Here is a 16,953-nt window from a genome sequence, read left to right on the forward strand (position 1 = left end):
CGGGACCAGGGAGCAGTAGCTGATTACCGGCGTACTGTATCGGCCAGACGTGTCAGTGGTCACACCCGGATCCGGCCGTGTCGTGGTGATGTTTACCGCTGTGTTAGTGGTTGGCGCCGGAATCGGTTACGGCCTAGGCTCCGCTCCCTTGTCCGGTGTCACCCGGCCCCGCGCCAAGTGCGGATCTCCGCGGAAATTTCACCCGCGCGGACCCTGTCATTCGCGGTCAGCGGCGGTGTACCGGCCAGACCATGCAGACCTCGGTGCCGGCGCCCTCGTCGACCGGGCGCACCTGCAGGTCGTCCACGAAGCCGGCAAGCAGCGCGAAGCCGACGCCGGTGGTCAGCGCCTCATCGGTCAGCGACTCGTCGGCCAACTCGTCGGGCGGCAGCTTGGCCAGCCCGACGCTCGCCTCGATCGGCGCGCGGTCCACGACCCGGACCGTGTACGCGTCGGAGTCGGACATCTCCACCATGACCAGGTCCGGCAGGTTGTACTGGCGGTGCAGGGCGACCGCGCGGGTGCAGGCCTCGCCGATCGCCAGCCGGACCTCATCGAGGAGCTCCTCGGCGACCCCCGCCCGCCGGGCCACCGCCACGCCGACCAGCCGGGCGGTGCGGACATGCACCGGCGCGGGAGAGAACGACAGCCGAACCGTTGCCATCACGCCGACGGGTGGATGTCGTCGCCATCTCCGGCCGACGTCGAGATGGCCGCCTCGACGGAGGGGAAGATCGGGAACACCTGGTCGAGCGCGGTGATCCGGAAGATCTTGAGCAGCGGCTCCTTCGAGCAGACCAGGCCGAACGTACCGTTCGCGGCCCGCAGCCGCTTCAACGCTCCGACCAGCACACCGAGGCCGGTGGAGTCGAGGAAGTCGACGCGCGCGAGATCCACGACCACGTTGCGCGAGCCGCCGTCGACCAACTCGACGAGGCGCTCACGCAGGCGGGGCGCGGTGTACACATCGACCTCACCGCCGACGTCGAGCACCGTGTGCTCGCCGACAGCCCGGGTCGTCAGCGACAGCTCCATCGGTCCTCCTCCCTCGGGGGCAAGCCTTCAGGCAGCCGATCTCCACAGCGAATCTAACCACCGCCGCTCCGGGACCGGCGCGTCGGCACCTCCGTCGTACCCGTTTGAGGTTCGGGCCATAGCGGTGTCACAGTGCAGATTGTGACCACGACCGTCCCGGGCATTCCGGCCGCACGCGGCGCGACTCCCGGGCTCGGACCCGCCGAACTGCTGCACCGGCTGCGTGCACACGCCGTCGCCCCGGCGGGTGATTCGCCGGTCACCCACGTGCGGCGGGAACCCGCTCGACCAGGGCGTACGGCCCCGTGGCCGGGCTGGGCGGCGCCGGCGCTGATCTCCGCGTACGAGGGCCTGGGCATCGCGGAGCCGTGGGAGCACCAGGCCGCGGCGGCGACGCTGGCGCACGAGGGTGGCCACGTCGTCCTGGCCACGGGCACCGCTTCGGGCAAGTCGATGGCGTACCAAATGCCCGCTTTGAGCAAATTGCTGGACGACCCGCGAGCGACGGTGCTGTATCTGTCGCCGACCAAGGCCCTGGCGGCGGACCAGTCTCGCGCGCTCGCCCGGCTGGGCCTCGACGGGGTGCGGACGGCCACATACGACGGTGACACGCCGCGCGAGGAGCGCGAATGGATCCGCCGGCACTCGAGGTTCGTGCTGACGAACCCGGACATGCTGCACCACGCGCTGCTGCCGGGGCACGCCCGCTGGGCCACCTTCCTGCGCCGGCTCTCGTACGTGGTGATCGACGAATGCCACGCCTACCGGGGCGTCTTCGGCTCGCACGTGGCGCACGTCCTGCGCCGCCTGCGCCGGGTGACGGCCGGCTACGGCGGCGACCCGACGTTCATCCTGGCGTCGGCGACCTCGGGCGACCCGGGCGACGCGGCATCCCGGCTGACCGGGCTGCCGGTGGCGCCGGTGACCGAGGACGCGTCGCCGCGCGGTGCGGTGACGTTCGTGCTGTGGGAGCCGCCGCTGCTGCCCCCGTCCCTGGAGAACCTGGAGATCGAGATGCCGCCCGTACGCCGCTCGGCGCTGCGGGAGACCGCCGATCTGCTGACGGACGCGGTCGTGGCCGGCATCCGGACGCTGGCGTTCGTCCGTTCCCGGCGCGGCGCGGAGGTCGTCGCGGCCATGACCCGGCGGGGCCTCGACGAGGCGGTACCGGGCCTGGGAGAGCGGGTGGCGGCGTACCGCGCGGGCTACCTGAAGGAGGACCGGCGAGCCATCGAACGGGCCCTGCTCTCGGGCGACCTGCTGGCGCTGGCCTCGACGAACGCGCTGGAACTCGGCGTCGACCTGGTGGGCCTGGACGCCGTGCTGATCTGCGGCTACCCGGGCACGAGGGCGTCACTCTGGCAGCAGGCGGGCCGCGCCGGCCGCTCGGGCGGCGAGGCGTTGGCGGTGCTGGTGGCCCGCGACGATCCGCTGGACACCTATCTGGTCCACCACCCGGAGGCGCTGTTCGGCCGCCCGGTCGAGGCGACGGTCATGGACCCGGCCAACCCGTACGTGCTGGGCCCGCAGCTCTGCCGCGCGGCGTCCGAGGCGCCGCTGACGGAGGCGGACCTCGAGCTGTTCGGCGGCGACCCCGCGCGGGCGGCTGCCGAGGCGCTGACGGCGTCGGGTGCGCTGCGCCGTCGCCCGTCGGGATGGTACTGGACGCACCGGGGCAGACCGGAGGTCGACCTGCGCGGCACGGGCGGCACCCCGGTGTCGGTGGTCGAGTCGGCGACCGGCCGCCTGCTCGGCACGGTGGACCAGGGCTCGTCCCACGTGATGCTGCACACGGGTGCGGTCTACCTGCACCAGGGCGCCTCCTATGTGGTGGACGACCTCGACCTGGAGGACGCGGTGGCGCTGGTCCGCGCGGCCGAGCCGGACTGGTCGACACACGCCCGCGACGTGACGGAGCTGTCGGTGGTGTCGGTCCGCGAGTACGTGGACGCCGGCCCGGTCGGCCTGTTCCTCGGCGAGGTGGACGTGACCAACCAGGTGGTCTCGTACCAGCGACGCCGCATCGGCTCGGGCGAGGTGATCGACACCCGGCCGCTGGACCTACCGCCCCGCGAGCTGCGCACGGTGGCGGTCTGGTTCACGGTCTCCCCGGGGTTGCTGGCGGCGTCCGGGGTGCAGGCGCCGGACGTGCCCGGGTCGCTGCACGCGGCGGAACACGCGGCGATCGGGCTGCTGCCGCTGATGGCTACCTGCGACCGCTGGGACATCGGCGGCCTGTCGACGGCGAACCACGCGGACACCGAGGCGCCGACGGTGTTCGTGTACGACGGGCATCCGGGCGGGGCGGGCTTCGCGGAACGCGCGTACGGGACGGCGGCCGCCTGGCTGTCGGCGACCCGGGAGGCGATCGCGTCGTGCGGGTGCGAGGCGGGATGCCCGTCGTGCGTGCAGTCGCCGAAGTGCGGCAACGGCAACAACCCGCTGGACAAGAACGGCGCCGTCGCCGTCCTGGACGCACTCCTCGGCAGCCTCCCACCCGTCGAAAGCTAGTGCCGTGACCATGAACGTTTGAGGCGTTGGGGTCAGGCAGACCGTGCGGCGGGCCGGCCCAGCATCGTGGCCGTTCGCTGCGGATGCAGAGTGTCCAAAGTATACGGCTTTGTTCGGTCGGGGCCACGAGGCACGATCTGAAGATCTACAGTGCTCTTCATCGGCGCGGTCAACTCATGCGCGTCAATGGGGAGCAGTGCGCCCTAATGCGGGCGAGTCATGCCGACGAGACGGAGGAACCTTTTAGCAAGGCGAGACGTCAGGAGCGTTCAGTGCCGGCGTGAGCCGGCTTCGGTCTTGGCGGCCAAAAGCTTTGAGGCGAAGGCGACCGACAGGTGCGCCCCGCTGGATTTCGTCGTCATGCCGTTCGGCATGTTCGGCCATTTGACACAAACCCATTGGCTAATGCGGCGTCGCTGCCGAGCACCGCATCCACGAGCGGATGAAATCCATCTCACTTACGGGATAACGGGGGGGAAATTGCGCGCGTCACGACTAGGAACCGCCTATCTGGTGGCGGCCCTACTGGGTCTGACAATGGGAACGGCAGAGATCACACAGGCCCACGCCTACACCGATGAGGTCACGGCGACCTGCCAGAGCACCAAGGCAAAACCGAGCTTCACGTTCAACAAGGGGGACGCACCGTACGGCACCCTCTACGCGTACTACACGGGTGCGGCCTACTGCGGGTCGACGCTGATGGCGACCCGTCACAGGGTGAAGCTGAAGGCCGGATCGGGCGACGGGTCGTCCGACTCGTGCCGCACCAACCATGGTTGGCTGCCGAACGGGGACTACCCGGCGCGCTACGAGCGGAACCACCAGACGGACAGCGATGTCGTCAAGGGTTCGGTGTGGAGTCTGGGCAACAAGAGGTGCAGCGACGGGACCAACCGCACGGAGCTGTTCATCCACTCGCAGGGCGGTAACGGCGGGAGCTGGGCGGAGAGAAATTACAAATCCCAAGGCTGCATCAAGATCAATCAGTCTGACCGGACCTACCTCAAGGGCCTGTGGGACCGGCCGATCTACGGCGCGTCCAGCGCCAAGCTGAAAGTCACGAGCTGACCGGGGGATTGTCGAAGATGAGAATTCGTAACGCCGTAGTCGTTTTCGGAATCACCGCGACTCTGATCGCGGGACAGTTGGTGGGCAACGCGTTCGCCGCCACATCAACGGACTCGCTGGCACAGGCCAAACAACTGCTCAACACGTACCGGAAGACCAACCTGAAGGTTGGCGCCTGTGTGCAGGGCAAGAGCCTCAGCTACGACGCCACCCTGACGCATGACGATGTCGCGGACGCCTTCAGCATCATCCCGCCGGAGGATTTCAACGGCGACGTCCTTGCGGAAATCGCCGTGCAGAACAGGAAGGCCGTGGCCGAGGATCCCAACAACGCGCTGCTGGCCGGCATGACGGACCAGGAGAAGGAGATCTGGACGCAGGCCGTGAACGACTGCAGCACACAGATCGACTTCGAGGCGTCGGGCGGAGCCGAGGGACGCGCCAAGGTTGAGGAGGCGCAGCGCGCCGCCTTGGCCAGCCCCGAGGTTCAAGCGGCATCGCGGGTCTACGTCGCCTGCATGAGCGGCGCGGGCTTCACGGTGAGCCTCGACCCGTACGTCGCCCCTCCCGGCATCGCCCAGGGCGAACACGGCACGTCGGAGGAGGAGCTGGCGCTCGTGGAGCGGTACAACAGCGCCTGGCAGATCTGCGCGCCGCCCTGGCAGCAGGCGTTCGACCAGAAGCTGTTCGGCTGACGCCACGACGCTGAGCCGATCCCCGGCTGCTGTCCCCGCTACCGGCGGACAGCAGCCGGGGATTTCCGTCTTCGGCGGATGAAAGATTGAGAATTGTCGGCGGGCGGTCAACCTGATCGACCGCTCGGGCGTATGGGGTGCATGAGGGTGGAGACGAGAGCGGGTGTGAACGTGGCAGGTGATGCACCCGAGGAAGCTCGGGTCACGTTTACCGGCTTCTTCCACGACAGCGGGCGGCAGCTGACAAGGCTGGCCTACCTGCTCGTCGGGAATCTGGGCGATGCCGAGGACGTGACACAGGACGTGTTGGAGGAGCTGTATCGCCGGTGGGCCGACGTACGCCCGGACACCGCCATGGCGTATGCCAGGACGGCGGTGGTGAATCGGTCGCGTAGCCTGCTGCGCCGCCGGGCCGTGGCTCGGCGGTTCGCGCCGCGCCTGGCCCCGCCCGAGCAGGCCGGTCCAGCCCCGATCGAGGACGGGTGGCTGTGGGAGCTGGTCCAGACCTTGCCCCGTCGGCAGCGCGAGGTGGTGGTGCTGCGGTACTGGTGCGACCTGGGCGAGGTAGAGATCGCGCGCGTGCTGAGCGTCAGCGCCGGAACGGTCAAGTCCAGCGCTCACCGCGCTCACGCCCGGCTCGCGGCCGCGCTGGAGGAGCACAACAGCACAGTTACCGAGGATCAGAAGGGAGCGCGGTGATGGACGAGCTCGAGCAGCGCCTGACGAACGTGCTGACCAAGGCGAGCGAGCGTGCCGACCCGGTCGCCGCGCGACTGCACAACCCGGCCACCGCCCCACCGCGCAAGTCCCTGCGATTCGGGTCCGGAGGCCGGCACACCACCTGGCTGATGGCGGCGGCCTCCAGCGTGGCCGTCGCGGCCGTCGCGGTGGGCATCGCCGTCGGGATCCCGTCGATGAGCGGGAACACACATCCGGCGGTATCCCCCGGACCGGCCGGGCCGACCGGACCGACCGTCGGAAAGGCGGATGGCACGCACCCGTTGTGGCGGTTGGGCCTCGCGGAGCACGAGCCGCGGACGTACGACCAGCTGGCCGTCGGCCAGCAGGTGACGCCGCCGGTCCCGTACACGGTGGATCCGGAGCTGGTGCCGGAACTCGCGAAGGTACCGACGCTGGTGACCCAGGCCGGCCCGATCCGGTTCTCCGGCTCGAAGGCGGTGCACCTGGTCGCGCAGCGCCCCGCGGGCGTGTTCATCGCGGTGGCCGGCACCGGCGGCGGCGACGGCCTGTTCGACGTCGACTTCGAGCTCGTCGCCGCGGACAACACCCGGCGCACGCTCCACCACGCACCCGAGGTGGGCAGCTACGCGGTCTCCCCGGACGGCACGACGCTGGCGTTGAGCACCTGGCTCGGCAAGAAGAGCCAGCAGAGTGAACCGGCGGTGGAGCTGGTCGACGTCGCCTCCGGCCGCGTCACCCACCGGATGGCCGGCCGATTCACGCAGGTGGCGTGGGCGTCCGACACCGTCCTGGTGCTCGGCGGCAAGCCCGGCGACGCGACCAGCCTGGCCTGGCGCTCTCCCTGGACCGGCAAGGGCGAGCAGATCCCGGTACGCGCCGGCTCCGTGTTCGCCGTCGCCGGCGGGTTGGTGGCCCGGGACGACGCCACCGGATGCCTGCAGAAGCTGGATGCCGACGCGACCGTGACCGCAGCCAACTGCAACGACTGGAGCCTCGCCGGGTCCGTCTCCCCCGACGGCCGGTACGTGTCGCTGGAGTGGGACGACGGCAGCAGGTTCGGCGTCCTCGACCTCAGCCGGGGCGAGGTCCGGCCCTGGCCCGTCCCCGGCCAGAATCCGTCCTGGCTGGGGCCGGGCGACGTTCTGCTCTCCGAGGCCGACTCCGACGACACCCCACGCGACGCACGCTGCGACCTGACCACCAACGCCTGCTCGCTCGCCCCGAACTCCATCACCGACTTCGGGGCGGACTGGCTCGGCCGGTAGCCACGGCAGACCGGCGCGCCGGACCCGCCGATCGGCGGGTCCGGCATCGGATCCAGGTACTGGTCCGCGGCCTTCAGGGCCAGCGGCGCGGCGTCGTCCAGCGGTGGGGCAGATCGGCGACGATGACCGCCACCGGCGCGAACGGTGTCACGGACGCTCCGGCCGTCCGCGGGGCGTTCGCGATCCGGGGCACCCGCTCGGCCGTCCGCGGCCGAGATCATGGGGTCAGCCGGCCGGCGCGGTGATCGGGCCCGCGCGTGCGGCCGCCGTTGCCCGGCGGGTCAGGCCGGGCAGTGGTGTCATGGTCACCTCGACCCCGATCACGATGTCGAGGTCTTGGAGGCGGCAGAAGGTCAGCCGGCCGAGGTTCGCGGTCACGAAGCGCTCCGCTCGGGAGCAGGCCGCGTCGTGGCCCTCGACGGTTCGGGCCGCGCCGGCCAACGCGCCGAGATCGGCCGCCGTCCGGGCGACGTGCCGTCCCGTTCGCGCCGCGCCGACGGCCGCCCCGGCGATCCCGGCCGCGACCAGCACCAGCCCGATCGCCAGTACGAAGATCGAAGCCGCACCGCGGTCTCGCCCGCCCGTCGCCGGGCGATCCCGCCGCCGGGATCTCATCGGACGACTCCCGCCGTGCCCGCTCCGCCACGCCCCGTGCCGTCCGGTTCCCGGGCGGCGGTCGCGGATGCCCCGACGGTGATCGCCGGGAGGTGGCCGCCGAGGATCGGCACCGGCGCGCGGACGGTCACCGTCACCGAGTCCGCGTCCCCGGAGAGATCGATCCGTGCCCCGGCGGGTGCGATCCGGGCGGCGTCGTCGGCGCCGGGTCCACCCCGGGCCGCGAGCAGCGCGCCCTCGCGGGCCGCGTCGACGCACCGGCCCTTCGCCGTCACGGCGCCGACCGCGGTGAGGCCCGCGAGCAGGAGCAGCATGAGCGCCGGCAGCCCGGCCGCCAGCTCGGCGGTGAACGCCCCGCGATCGCGGCCGTGCGCCCGCGGGCGGACGGGCCACCGGCGCCCGCTCACTTCAGGGCCTCGTTGATGACCCCGGTCAGGGCCGCCTGCACACTCGGGCTGCTGAGCACCTTGTAGAGGACGCCGGCGAACGCGACCGCGGCGAGCGTGCCGACGGCATACTCCGCGGTGTTCATGCCCTCGTCGCCTCGCAGGACGGCGAGGCGGGCGATGAGTCTGCGCACGTGGATCTCCTTCTTGTCGGGTTGTCACAGGACGTCGCCGAGGACGGCGACCACCACCGGCACGAGGCCGGCGAGCACAAAGGCGGGCAGGAAGCAGAGCCCGAGCGGCAGCACGATGAGGACCCCGGCGCGGCGGGCGGCGGCATCGGCGGCCGCGGCCCGGTCGCCGCGCAGGTCGTCGGCGAGCCGGGTCAGCGCGCGGGCTAGGGCCCCGCCGCTGGCGCTGGACCGCACCGCGGACGCGATGAGCCGGTCCGCGCCGGCAACGTCGGCCAGGTGCGCCCACGCCTCCGGAGGGTCGGCCCCGAGCCGGAGCGATCGGCCGACCCGGTCGAGCCGCTCCCCCAGCGGACCGCCGAGAGCCTCGGCGACGGCGGACACCGCCCGGTCGACGGGAGCACCGGCCCGCAGCGCGGCGGCGAGGAGGTCGCAGCTCAGCGGCAGGTCGGCGACGGCACGCAGCCGCGCGTCCCGCACCTGCGCGGGCTCCCGGCGCCGCAGGTACCGCTCGACCGCGAACCCGGCGGCGACACCGAGGGCGGCCGCCCACCAGCGCCCGATGAACGCCGCAATCCCGGCGCCGGCGGCGACCGCGATGAGGATCCGCGGAGCCCGGCCCGGCGAGACCGGCGACGCCCCGTCCAGCCGCGACAACCGCCGGGCGGCCCCGCTCACGGCAGGACCTCACCCGCGAGCGGAGCCGGCAGCGGAGCCGGCAGCGGAGCCGGCAGCGGAGCCGGCAGCGGAGCCGGCAGCGGAGCCGGCAGCGGAGCCGGCAGCGGAGCCAATTCGAGCAGCGACGCCACCCGGCGCGGGCACGCCACGGCCTGGTCACCCGCCGGCGTCCCAGGTCCGGGAGTCTTCGCGGCGAGCAGCAGCGCGGCCGCACAGCACGGCCGGAACGGCACCCGCACCGGTCCGCCGGGACGGAGCAGCGCGGCAGCGCCACACGTCGGTTCGGTCATCGGCCCGGCCCGTTCGCGAGCCGGTCCGCCCAGAGCAGCCCGGTTGACTGCAATAGGACCGCCCCGACCGCGCACGCCGCGCCGAGCGGCGTATGCAGCAGCACCTGCAGCGGATCGACACCGACGCTGTAGCCGAGCCCGATCCCGCCGACCGGCAGCGCCGCCAGCAGCAAGGCCGTGGCCTGAGCGCCGGCGGCCTGCGCGGCCGCCATCGCCCGGGAACGGTCGTCCGCCCGTGCGTCAGCCTCGATCCGCTCGACCAGATCCGCGGCGGGTGCGCCCGTGCGCTCGGCCAGCCGCCACACGGCCGCCGCGAGATCTGCGAGCCGCTGATCCCGCGCCGAGGCCCCCGGCGAACCGGGTGGACCCGAGGCGAGGGATGAGCCGCCCATCGCCAGGCCCGCGCGCAGGTCGGCCGAACCGGGTGAACCCGAGGCGATGGACGAGCCGCCCATCGCCAGGCCCGCGCGCAGGTCGGCCGCCAGCGCGGTGAGCTCGTCGAGGCTGCGGGACCGGGCCGCCGCCGCCCGCCGCCGCGCCGACCGCCGCACCGCCGCTCGCATGCCGAGCACGCCGCAGGCCGCGAGGACGAAGCTCGCCACCGGTCCCGCGACGATCAATCCCGCCGTCGCCCCGGACAGGGCGGCGGCCCCCATGACCCGCCGCGGCCGGCGATCCACGAGCTCCCGGGCCCGCCCTCGGATCAGACCGAGATCCACGCTGGGCACGCCCAACCGCCGCGCGGGCCGCTGCGCCCTGAGCCGGCGGGCGACCGTGCGCGCGGGCCAGACCGCCACCGCGGCGGCCGCGGCGAGCAGCCCGGCCGCCAGCACCCAGGCGGCCCAGCTCACGGCCGCGCCTGAAGGACCGGCGGCACCGCCACACCGCGCTCGGCCAGCTGCCGGGCCAGCGATTCCGCGCCCGGCCCGGCACCGCGGCCCCGCCGCCAGGCCGGCACGACGGTGACCAGCCGCTGCTCCCCCTCGGGCAGCAGCACCCCGACCGATTCGAGGATCCGGCCCTGATCCGTGCGCCGCACCTGAAGCACGACCTGCAGGGCGGCCAGCACCTGCGCATGCAGCGCGGCCCGCGGCAGCCCACCGAGCATGCCCAGCGCCTCCAGCCGGGCCGGGACGTCGGCCGGCGCGTTCGCGTGCAGGGTCCCGGCGCCGCCGTCGTGCCCCGTGTTGAGGGCACCGAGCAGGTCGACGATCTCGGCGCCCCGGCACTCGCCGACGACGAGCCGGTCGGGGCGCATCCGCAGCGCCTGCCGCACCAGGTCGGTCAGGCCGACCGCGCCCGCACCCTCGACGTTCGCGGTCCGCGCCTGCAGCGCGACCACATGCGGGTGCAGGGGCCGCAGCTCGGCCGCGTCCTCGACCAGCACGATCCGCTCCGTGTGCGGCACCAGAGCGAGCAACGTGCCGAGCAGCGTCGTCTTGCCCGAGCCGGTCCCGCCCGTGACCAGGTACGCGAGCCGCGCACCGACCACGGCGGCGAGCAGCGGGGCCAGCGCCGGCGGCACGGTGCCGTGCTCGACGAGATCGCCGAGGCTGAACGGCCGCTGCCGGAACGTCCGCAGTGACAGATAGGGCCCGCCGGTCGCCACCGGCGGCAGCACCGCGTGCAGCCTGGTCCCGTCGGGGAGTCGCGCGTCGGCGTATGGCTGGCCGTCGTCCAGCCGCCGACCGCACGCGGCCGCGAGGCGCTGGGCCAGCCGCCGCACGTCGTCGGGGCCGCCGAGGGCGACGGCGGCGCGCCGCAGGCCGGCCCCGCGGTCCACCCAGACCTGGGTCCCGTTGACGAGGATGTCGGTGACCGCCGGATCCTTGAGCAGCGGCGCCAGCGGACCGGCCCCGATGAGCTGGTCATGCACCCGGTCGGCCAGGCGCAGCACGGCCGTGTCGCCGAGCACCGCCGCGCCGGGCTCGCCACGCACCGCGGTGACCACGGCGGCCGGCGTGGCGTCGACCCCGTCGTTGGCGAACTGCCGCCGCACCCGCTCGGCGACACCGGCCGACTCGGGCCCGCCCCGATGCGCCGGCCCGCCCGATCCCGATCCGCGCAGGGCATGCCGACCGGCAGAGGCGGACCCGACGGCGGACCCGGCCCGACCACCCGGCCCCGATCCGCGCGAGCCCGGCACACCGGCAGAGAAGGACCCTGCAGTCGGCCCGGCAGTGATGCCCGGGATGAACGGCCCGGCAGCGGTGCCCGGGATAAACGGCCCGGCAGCGGTGCCCGGGATGAACGGCGGCGCGGTCATGCCGCGACCCCGGTCCGCTCGTCCGTCGTCAGCTGCCTGAGCAGTCGTTTGCACAGCTCCGCGAGCGGCCCGCGCCCGTCCGCGGCCGGCGCGTCGCCCTTCTCCAGCGCCCGGCACACCGCGGCCTCCGGCCGCAGGGATCCGGCCAGCGGCAGCCCGATGGACCGGGCCACCTCGCGCGCCTTGAGCCTGCCCGGTGCGGGCCCGCGCACCACTACGGCGAGATTCGGGCAGTGCAGGCCGGCGACCGCGGCGACCCGGGAGGCCGCGGCGGTCGCCCGCAGCTCGGCGGGCACGATCAGGATCGCGCGGTCGGCCGCCTCCAACGCCAGCGCCGCGGCGTCGTCCAGCTGACGCGGCAGGTCCGCGATGATCACGTCGCGGCCGCGCCGCGCGGCGTCCAGGGTCGCGGCCATCGCCTCGCCGGGAACCGCGAGCACCTCGTCGCGGGCGAACGACAGCAGCACCAGGTCACCACGGTGCGGCAGCGCCGTGAGCAGCGCCGGCGGGTCGACCCGGCCGCCCGCGCCCGCGAGCGCCGGCCAGCGCAGCCCGTCGACACCCTCCCAGCCCAGCACCAGGTCGAGGCCGCCGCCGACCGGGTCGGCGTCGACCAGCAGCGTGCGGTGGCCGGTCCGCACCGCCGTCACCGCGAGGGCGCCCGCCAGAATGCTCGCGCCCGCGCCGCCGCGGCCGCCGATCACGGCGAGGATCCGGCCCGGTGGGGCCGCGTCCGGGCGCTCGGCGAAGCGGTCGACGAGCCAGGGCTCGGCCGACGGCAGCTCTGCGACGTGTTCGGCACCGAGGCTCTCGGCAACCTCCCATGCGGCTGGCACCGCCGGGGTGTGGCCGACTATGACCATTCGCGGTCGGCGCGGGAGGCGGGCGCGCAGGCAGGCCGCCGCCTGGTCCACGCCGATCATCACCAGTGGGGCGGCCGCGAAGCGGGCGCGGGCCGCCACCGGATCCGGGGCGACGTCGACCTCCGTGCCGCCCGCCGCGGCCAGGCGCAGCAGGTCGTCGAGGAGGTCGGGGTCGGCGGTCACGACGAGCGGCAGGCGCGGTCCGGTTCGGACGGAAGTGCGGGCTGACATCGCGGCTCCACGGGTGCGGCGGGCGGTTGGACACCCACCGTTCCGCTCCGCCTCGGGCCCGCTCAACCGGCGGGCACGCGCCTGTGGATAACTCCCCTACCTGTGGATAACTCCCACCAGATCGGCTGATCTGCTATCGGCGCGCGGCCGAACGGGCACTGTATTGCCCCGGACACAAAACGGATCCTGGGTGCCGGGTCACCTCTGTCTCAGAGGTGGCCCGGCACCCAGGATCTCCAGGTCCGGCCGGAGTTGATCCAGCAGGTGGTGCCGCCCCAATCGATCTCGCCGCACGCCGCAACACGGTTGTCCTCGGTGGACAGAGCGCGGCGATGCAGGGCGGTCCGACGATGCGTTCAGGGGTCGGCCCTACGTTGCGGCCAGCACCAACATCATTCCGGTGGCGAGGACCCCGACGACCACCGCGAAGATGGCCCGGCCTCGGCCGTGGCTGCGGTCGCGCGAGGCCTTGACGAGCGCCCAGACACCGAGGCCGAGCGCCACGGGGCCGAGGAACCAGAGCACGACGGCGAACAACGCCACATAGCCCGCGACGACCGCCTGCCAGGACCGACCCGTCGGCAGCACCCAATGCGCGACGCCGGCCGGAGACTGCCCGAAGGCCGCCGGTGGCGGCGCGTAGGCCGAACCCTGCTGCGGAACCGCCGCGTACGGGTTCGGCGCGTACGCCGCACCCTGCTGCGGAACCGCCGCGTACGGGTTCGGCGCGTATTGCCCGTCCGGGTGGAGGCCGGACGGGGCGGGCGGGTAGTGATGGGTCATCTGCGGCCCTTCCGTATCGGGTCGCCGACGCGACCCGTGGCCGGAACAGAGGCGGCCGGCACCCCGCACGATCGGCACGGCAACCCGGCACCTGAGCCTGTGAACGCACACCGTGGGCACGCTCCACGGCCCCTCTGGCCCACCATCCCACCCATCAACGGCGCGCCGATGGGGCTGGGGAGAATTTCGACCGCAAAGACGCTCGCGCGATCCGGTCCGCAGGCGACCCAGCGGTTCCACGATCATCGCCGCCCGTACGGGAGTCAGCCGGTCACAGACGGTTGTATCCGCGATCACCCGAGACGCTCGACCGCGCCGGCGAAGAGATCGACGCCGTGTCGGCCGCTGTACTGCCCGGGCGAGGGTGACGGTGGCGGCGTGGCAAGCCCGCGACCTGCACAGGAACCGTGATCGGAGCGCCAGACCCGGAATGGGGAACGACCCCCGACGGGGGAGTCGGGGGCCGCCCTGAGATTCGGCTCCGGGGGGGTCGAGCCGAATCGGCCTCGGTGATCGCGGGGGGCGCAACCACCGAGAATCCTTGCGGGAACGTCGCAACAGCAAGCCGACAACATGAATCCCTGTCGCAACATAAGCATGCCTCAGTACCGGGCTACCGTCGAGTACCCAGTGTGACCGTCTATCCCGAGTCGCACTTCCGTGACCACTCAGCGCGCCTCTCGGACCGCTGCGATGCACCTTGCGGCTACACTTTCGGCCCGTGGGCCCGAGTGCCGCGTTCTTCGACCTCGACAAGACCGTCATAGCCAAGTCCAGCGCGCTGGCCTTCGGACGGCCTTTCTACCGCGATGGGCTGATCAGCCGCCGCGACGTCGTGAAATCCGCCTATGCCCAGCTGATGTTCCGGCTCGGCGGCACCGACGAGCAGACCATGGCGCGCACCCGCGACTACCTCGCCGCGCTCTGCAAGGGCTGGAAGGTCGACCAGGTGCAGCAGATCGTGGCCGAGACCCTCGAGGAGCTGATCAACCCATACGTGTACGCCGAAGCCGCCGTCCTCATCGGCGAGCACCAGGCGGCGGGCCGCGACGTCGTGCTGGTCTCGGCCTCGGGCGACGAGATGGTGCGTCCGATCGGCGCCCAGCTGGGCGTCGACGACGTGATCGCGACCCGGATGGGCATCGTCGACGGGCGCTACAGCGGCGAGGTCGAGTTCTACGCGGCCGGCCCGAGCAAGGTCGCGGGCGTCCGCGAGCTGGCCGCCGAGCGCGGTTATGACCTAGCGGAGTGTTACGCCTATTCGGACTCGAGCAGTGACCTCCCGCTGCTGGAGGCGGTCGGTCATCCGAGCGTGGTCAACCCGGACCGGACCCTGCGCAGGGTCGCGGTGGAACGCTCGTGGCCCGTGCTGGAGTTCCGCCACCCCATCCCGCTGGGCCGCAGGCTGCGGGAACGCCCCGCGGTACCGGTCGCCGCGGCCGCGATCGGCGTCGGGGTCGGCGTGGCGATCGGCCTGGCCATCTACGGCCGGCACCGCCGCACTCGCGCCGCCCTGGCCTGAGGTCGCGCGGCGGCGCGAAGCTGACCGTGAAACCCTTTGCACAAAGCGTCTGACGGATGACGGTAAGTAACTTTTTCCCGCCGGAACCCTGGCGATCAAGCGCTGTCCGGGGTAGAAAGAACACGCGGACCTCAGTGCAGGATCCGTGTACGGCCACCGGGAACCCACGCGCGATCAGCCACGGCAGGCACGTTGCGGCGGCACCTCATCAGGACTGTCGACAACGACCCAGGTGCACGCTTGATAACCCGGTCCGGCCGTGCGAAGCGGCGGCGCCTCCTCGGAGGCGCCGTCCTCACGTCCGGACCGAACGGCCCGGACCACACCGGTCGCTCAGGCCGGGGCGATCGCGGCCCGGTGCCGATTGCGAAGCTCCTGGTAGACCTCGCGAAACACGTGCGGCCGGGAGTGGAAGTCGACACCCTGTGCCCACAACTCCGTGTTGACCGTCGTCCCGTCGTTGCGCTCGATCAGGACCGTCATCCCGCCCTCGATCTCCCACCGGCCGATGCGGTGGGTGTGCCGGTGCAACCGGACGTGCGCGACGTCGGCCCAGCACAGCGTCCTTGACCTCAGCAGCCCCCGGATCCGGACCCCGCCCGGCCCGACGTAGACCCCCATCTCGCAGATCCGCCAGCCGCCAACCACCCAGCAGGCCGCGATGACGGTGGCGACGATGCGGACGACGGGCCCGGCCAGCCCGAACTGCTCCACGGTCGACCAGCCGAACAGGCCGAGCGCGACGGCCTCCCAGCCGATCACGAGCCAGCGGCCGGTGCCCGGGGTGTACGGACGGATCCACTCGTCTCCCACCACGCGAGTATGCCTACGGATCGTGGGCCGGGTAGGACGTTTCGGGCGTCGATTCAGATGGGGACCAACCGGGCGCGACTACCCGCCCGCGGGTGCGAGCACCGCGTCGCCGATCTCCGCGATCTCGTCCGCGCCCGCCGAGATCGCCGCCGCGTAGTGCCGCAGCCAGGACCGCACGCCGTCCGGGGTACCCGTGGCGTAGGCACCCGCCGAGCCCACGTACTCGGGCTCGCGGGCCAGGTGGCCCGCCTCGACGCCGACGAGGCCGCGGGGGTCGAAGCCACGCCCGATGAGCGTCAGCCGCGCGGCCGCCCGCGCGACGATCCCGGAGGGGCCGGCGAACGGCCGCAGAGTGATCAGCTCGGCGTGCACGATCGCGGCGAGCAGCATCGGCGGGGTCCGATCGTTTCCGGCCACGAGCGTGGCCAGCGCATCGATGCGGTCGGCACCGCTCTGCAGCCGCCCGAGTTCCGGGCCCGGCACCACGCCGTTGGCCGCGAGCATGTGCAACCGGGCGAGGACCTGGCGCGGCGCGCGGGGCCACAGGTCGACCAGCCCGCCGAGGCCTTCGGCGACCCGGAGGGCGCCCTGCAGCACGGGATCGGTGACCGTTCCGGCGCGTACCTCCTCCAGGTCGTAGCGGTGGTCCTCGAGGGCCGCGCTGGCGACGGAGGCGCGCAGGCTGACCTCGGCGGCGACCTGGCCGCCCTTGCGGCGCAGCGAGCGATGCCGCAGCGCGGCGTCGACGCGCTCCCGGGCGGCGGTGAAGGCGGGCTCGACGTCGGCGAGCGCGAGCAGTGGGGCGAGCGGATCCGGAGTCACCGGGCAACGGTAGCCGGAAAAAGACCCGAAACACGGGATGCGCGAAGCGGCTCAGAAGTGGCAGGATTCGCGCAGTACCGATCACGTTTTGCCCGATCGGCGCGCGCCGAACGCCATTCGGCGCGGCCAGACGGCACTACAGCCTGCACCCCTCGCCGGGCACACCCGGCGGAACTAATGTTCACACGAAGCGAAGCGACCGGTTCACGGCAGA

19 protein-coding genes are annotated in these 16,953 nt (G+C 72.9%); 6 read left to right on the forward strand and 13 right to left on the reverse strand.

Annotation, left to right across the window (positions count from 1 at the left end; translation table 11 throughout):
* Positions 1–226: 226 nt before the first annotated feature.
* Together AB0B58_RS14970 and AB0B58_RS14975 are read right to left on the reverse strand one after the other, a co-directional pair.
* Positions 227–667: an ATP-binding protein gene (locus AB0B58_RS14970; RefSeq protein WP_360223407.1), complete on the reverse strand. Its 441-nt coding sequence runs from the start codon at positions 665–667 to the stop codon at positions 227–229.
* Positions 664–1,035: an STAS domain-containing protein gene (locus AB0B58_RS14975; RefSeq protein ID WP_360223410.1), complete on the reverse strand. Its 372-nt coding sequence runs from the start codon at positions 1,033–1,035 to the stop codon at positions 664–666. The genes AB0B58_RS14970 and AB0B58_RS14975 overlap by 4 nt, the downstream gene beginning before the upstream one ends.
* A gap of 141 nt (positions 1,036–1,176) precedes the next feature.
* Between AB0B58_RS14975 and AB0B58_RS14980 the strand changes: the two genes are divergently transcribed.
* The 5 genes from AB0B58_RS14980 to AB0B58_RS15000 all read left to right on the forward strand — a co-directional run bounded on the left by AB0B58_RS14980 (position 1,177) and on the right by AB0B58_RS15000 (position 7,279).
* Complete coding sequence (locus AB0B58_RS14980) at positions 1,177–3,546, forward strand: DEAD/DEAH box helicase (protein WP_360223413.1); 2,370 nt, start codon at positions 1,177–1,179, stop codon at positions 3,544–3,546.
* A 297-nt stretch (positions 3,547–3,843) separates the two neighbouring features.
* Positions 3,844–4,617 (forward strand): hypothetical protein, encoded by a 774-nt coding sequence (locus tag AB0B58_RS14985; RefSeq protein WP_360223416.1) that lies wholly within the window; start codon positions 3,844–3,846, stop codon positions 4,615–4,617.
* Positions 4,618–4,697: 80 nt separating this feature from the next.
* Positions 4,698–5,312, forward strand: coding sequence for a hypothetical protein (locus tag AB0B58_RS14990; RefSeq protein WP_360223419.1), 615 nt, complete (start codon positions 4,698–4,700; stop codon positions 5,310–5,312).
* Positions 5,313–5,477: 165 nt separating this feature from the next.
* The gene (locus AB0B58_RS14995) at positions 5,478–6,011 is read left to right on the forward strand and encodes a sigma-70 family RNA polymerase sigma factor (RefSeq protein ID WP_360223422.1); all 534 of its coding nucleotides are present in this window, start codon (positions 5,478–5,480) and stop codon (positions 6,009–6,011) included.
* Entirely contained in the window at positions 6,011–7,279 is a 1,269-nt protein-coding gene (locus AB0B58_RS15000; RefSeq protein ID WP_360223425.1) for a hypothetical protein, read from the forward strand. The genes AB0B58_RS14995 and AB0B58_RS15000 overlap by 1 nt, the downstream gene beginning before the upstream one ends.
* A 225-nt stretch (positions 7,280–7,504) precedes the next feature.
* Here the strand turns inward: AB0B58_RS15000 and AB0B58_RS15005 are convergent, their stop codons facing one another.
* From AB0B58_RS15005 to AB0B58_RS15045, 9 genes are all read right to left on the reverse strand, one after another.
* Positions 7,505–7,894: an Rv3654c family TadE-like protein gene (locus AB0B58_RS15005; RefSeq protein WP_360223428.1), complete on the reverse strand. Its 390-nt coding sequence runs from the start codon at positions 7,892–7,894 to the stop codon at positions 7,505–7,507.
* The gene (locus AB0B58_RS15010; protein ID WP_360223431.1) at positions 7,891–8,301 is read right to left on the reverse strand and encodes a TadE family type IV pilus minor pilin; all 411 of its coding nucleotides are present in this window, start codon (positions 8,299–8,301) and stop codon (positions 7,891–7,893) included. Before AB0B58_RS15010 ends, AB0B58_RS15005 begins: the two co-directional genes overlap by 4 nt.
* Positions 8,298–8,480 (reverse strand): DUF4244 domain-containing protein, encoded by a 183-nt coding sequence (locus tag AB0B58_RS15015; RefSeq protein WP_360223668.1) that lies wholly within the window; start codon positions 8,478–8,480, stop codon positions 8,298–8,300. The genes AB0B58_RS15010 and AB0B58_RS15015 overlap by 4 nt, the downstream gene beginning before the upstream one ends.
* 18 nt (positions 8,481–8,498) lie before the next feature.
* Positions 8,499–9,128 (reverse strand): type II secretion system F family protein, encoded by a 630-nt coding sequence (locus tag AB0B58_RS15020; protein ID WP_360223670.1) that lies wholly within the window; start codon positions 9,126–9,128, stop codon positions 8,499–8,501.
* Positions 9,129–9,145: 17 nt separating this feature from the next.
* Entirely contained in the window at positions 9,146–9,439 is a 294-nt protein-coding gene (locus AB0B58_RS15025) for a hypothetical protein (RefSeq protein WP_360223434.1), read from the reverse strand.
* Positions 9,436–10,290, reverse strand: a complete 855-nt coding sequence (locus tag AB0B58_RS15030) for a hypothetical protein (RefSeq protein ID WP_360223437.1) — start codon at positions 10,288–10,290, stop codon at positions 9,436–9,438. Before AB0B58_RS15030 ends, AB0B58_RS15025 begins: the two co-directional genes overlap by 4 nt.
* A complete protein-coding gene (locus AB0B58_RS15035) occupies positions 10,287–11,438 on the reverse strand; it encodes a TadA family conjugal transfer-associated ATPase (RefSeq protein WP_360223440.1) in 1,152 nt (383 codons plus the stop codon). The genes AB0B58_RS15030 and AB0B58_RS15035 overlap by 4 nt, the downstream gene beginning before the upstream one ends.
* 263 nt (positions 11,439–11,701) lie before the next feature.
* Positions 11,702–12,751 (reverse strand): septum site-determining protein Ssd, encoded by a 1,050-nt coding sequence (gene ssd / locus AB0B58_RS15040; protein WP_360223672.1) that lies wholly within the window; start codon positions 12,749–12,751, stop codon positions 11,702–11,704.
* Positions 12,752–13,168: 417 nt separating this feature from the next.
* Positions 13,169–13,582, reverse strand: coding sequence for a DUF4190 domain-containing protein (locus tag AB0B58_RS15045; RefSeq protein WP_360223443.1), 414 nt, complete (start codon positions 13,580–13,582; stop codon positions 13,169–13,171).
* Between the two features lie 721 nt (positions 13,583–14,303).
* Here AB0B58_RS15045 and AB0B58_RS15050 point away from each other — a divergent pair.
* Complete coding sequence (locus tag AB0B58_RS15050) at positions 14,304–15,104, forward strand: HAD-IB family hydrolase (RefSeq protein ID WP_360223446.1); 801 nt, start codon at positions 14,304–14,306, stop codon at positions 15,102–15,104.
* Positions 15,105–15,437: 333 nt separating this feature from the next.
* Here the strand turns inward: AB0B58_RS15050 and AB0B58_RS15055 are convergent, their stop codons facing one another.
* Positions 15,438–15,917 (reverse strand): PH domain-containing protein, encoded by a 480-nt coding sequence (locus AB0B58_RS15055; RefSeq protein ID WP_360223450.1) that lies wholly within the window; start codon positions 15,915–15,917, stop codon positions 15,438–15,440.
* Between the two features lie 78 nt (positions 15,918–15,995).
* The gene (locus tag AB0B58_RS15060) at positions 15,996–16,739 is read right to left on the reverse strand and encodes an oxidoreductase (RefSeq protein WP_360223453.1); all 744 of its coding nucleotides are present in this window, start codon (positions 16,737–16,739) and stop codon (positions 15,996–15,998) included.
* Between the last annotated feature and the right edge of the window lie 214 nt (positions 16,740–16,953).

It is taken from the genome of Actinoplanes sp. NPDC049118 (assembly GCF_040648555.1).
Taxonomy (GTDB): Bacteria; Actinomycetota; Actinomycetes; order Mycobacteriales; family Micromonosporaceae; genus Actinoplanes.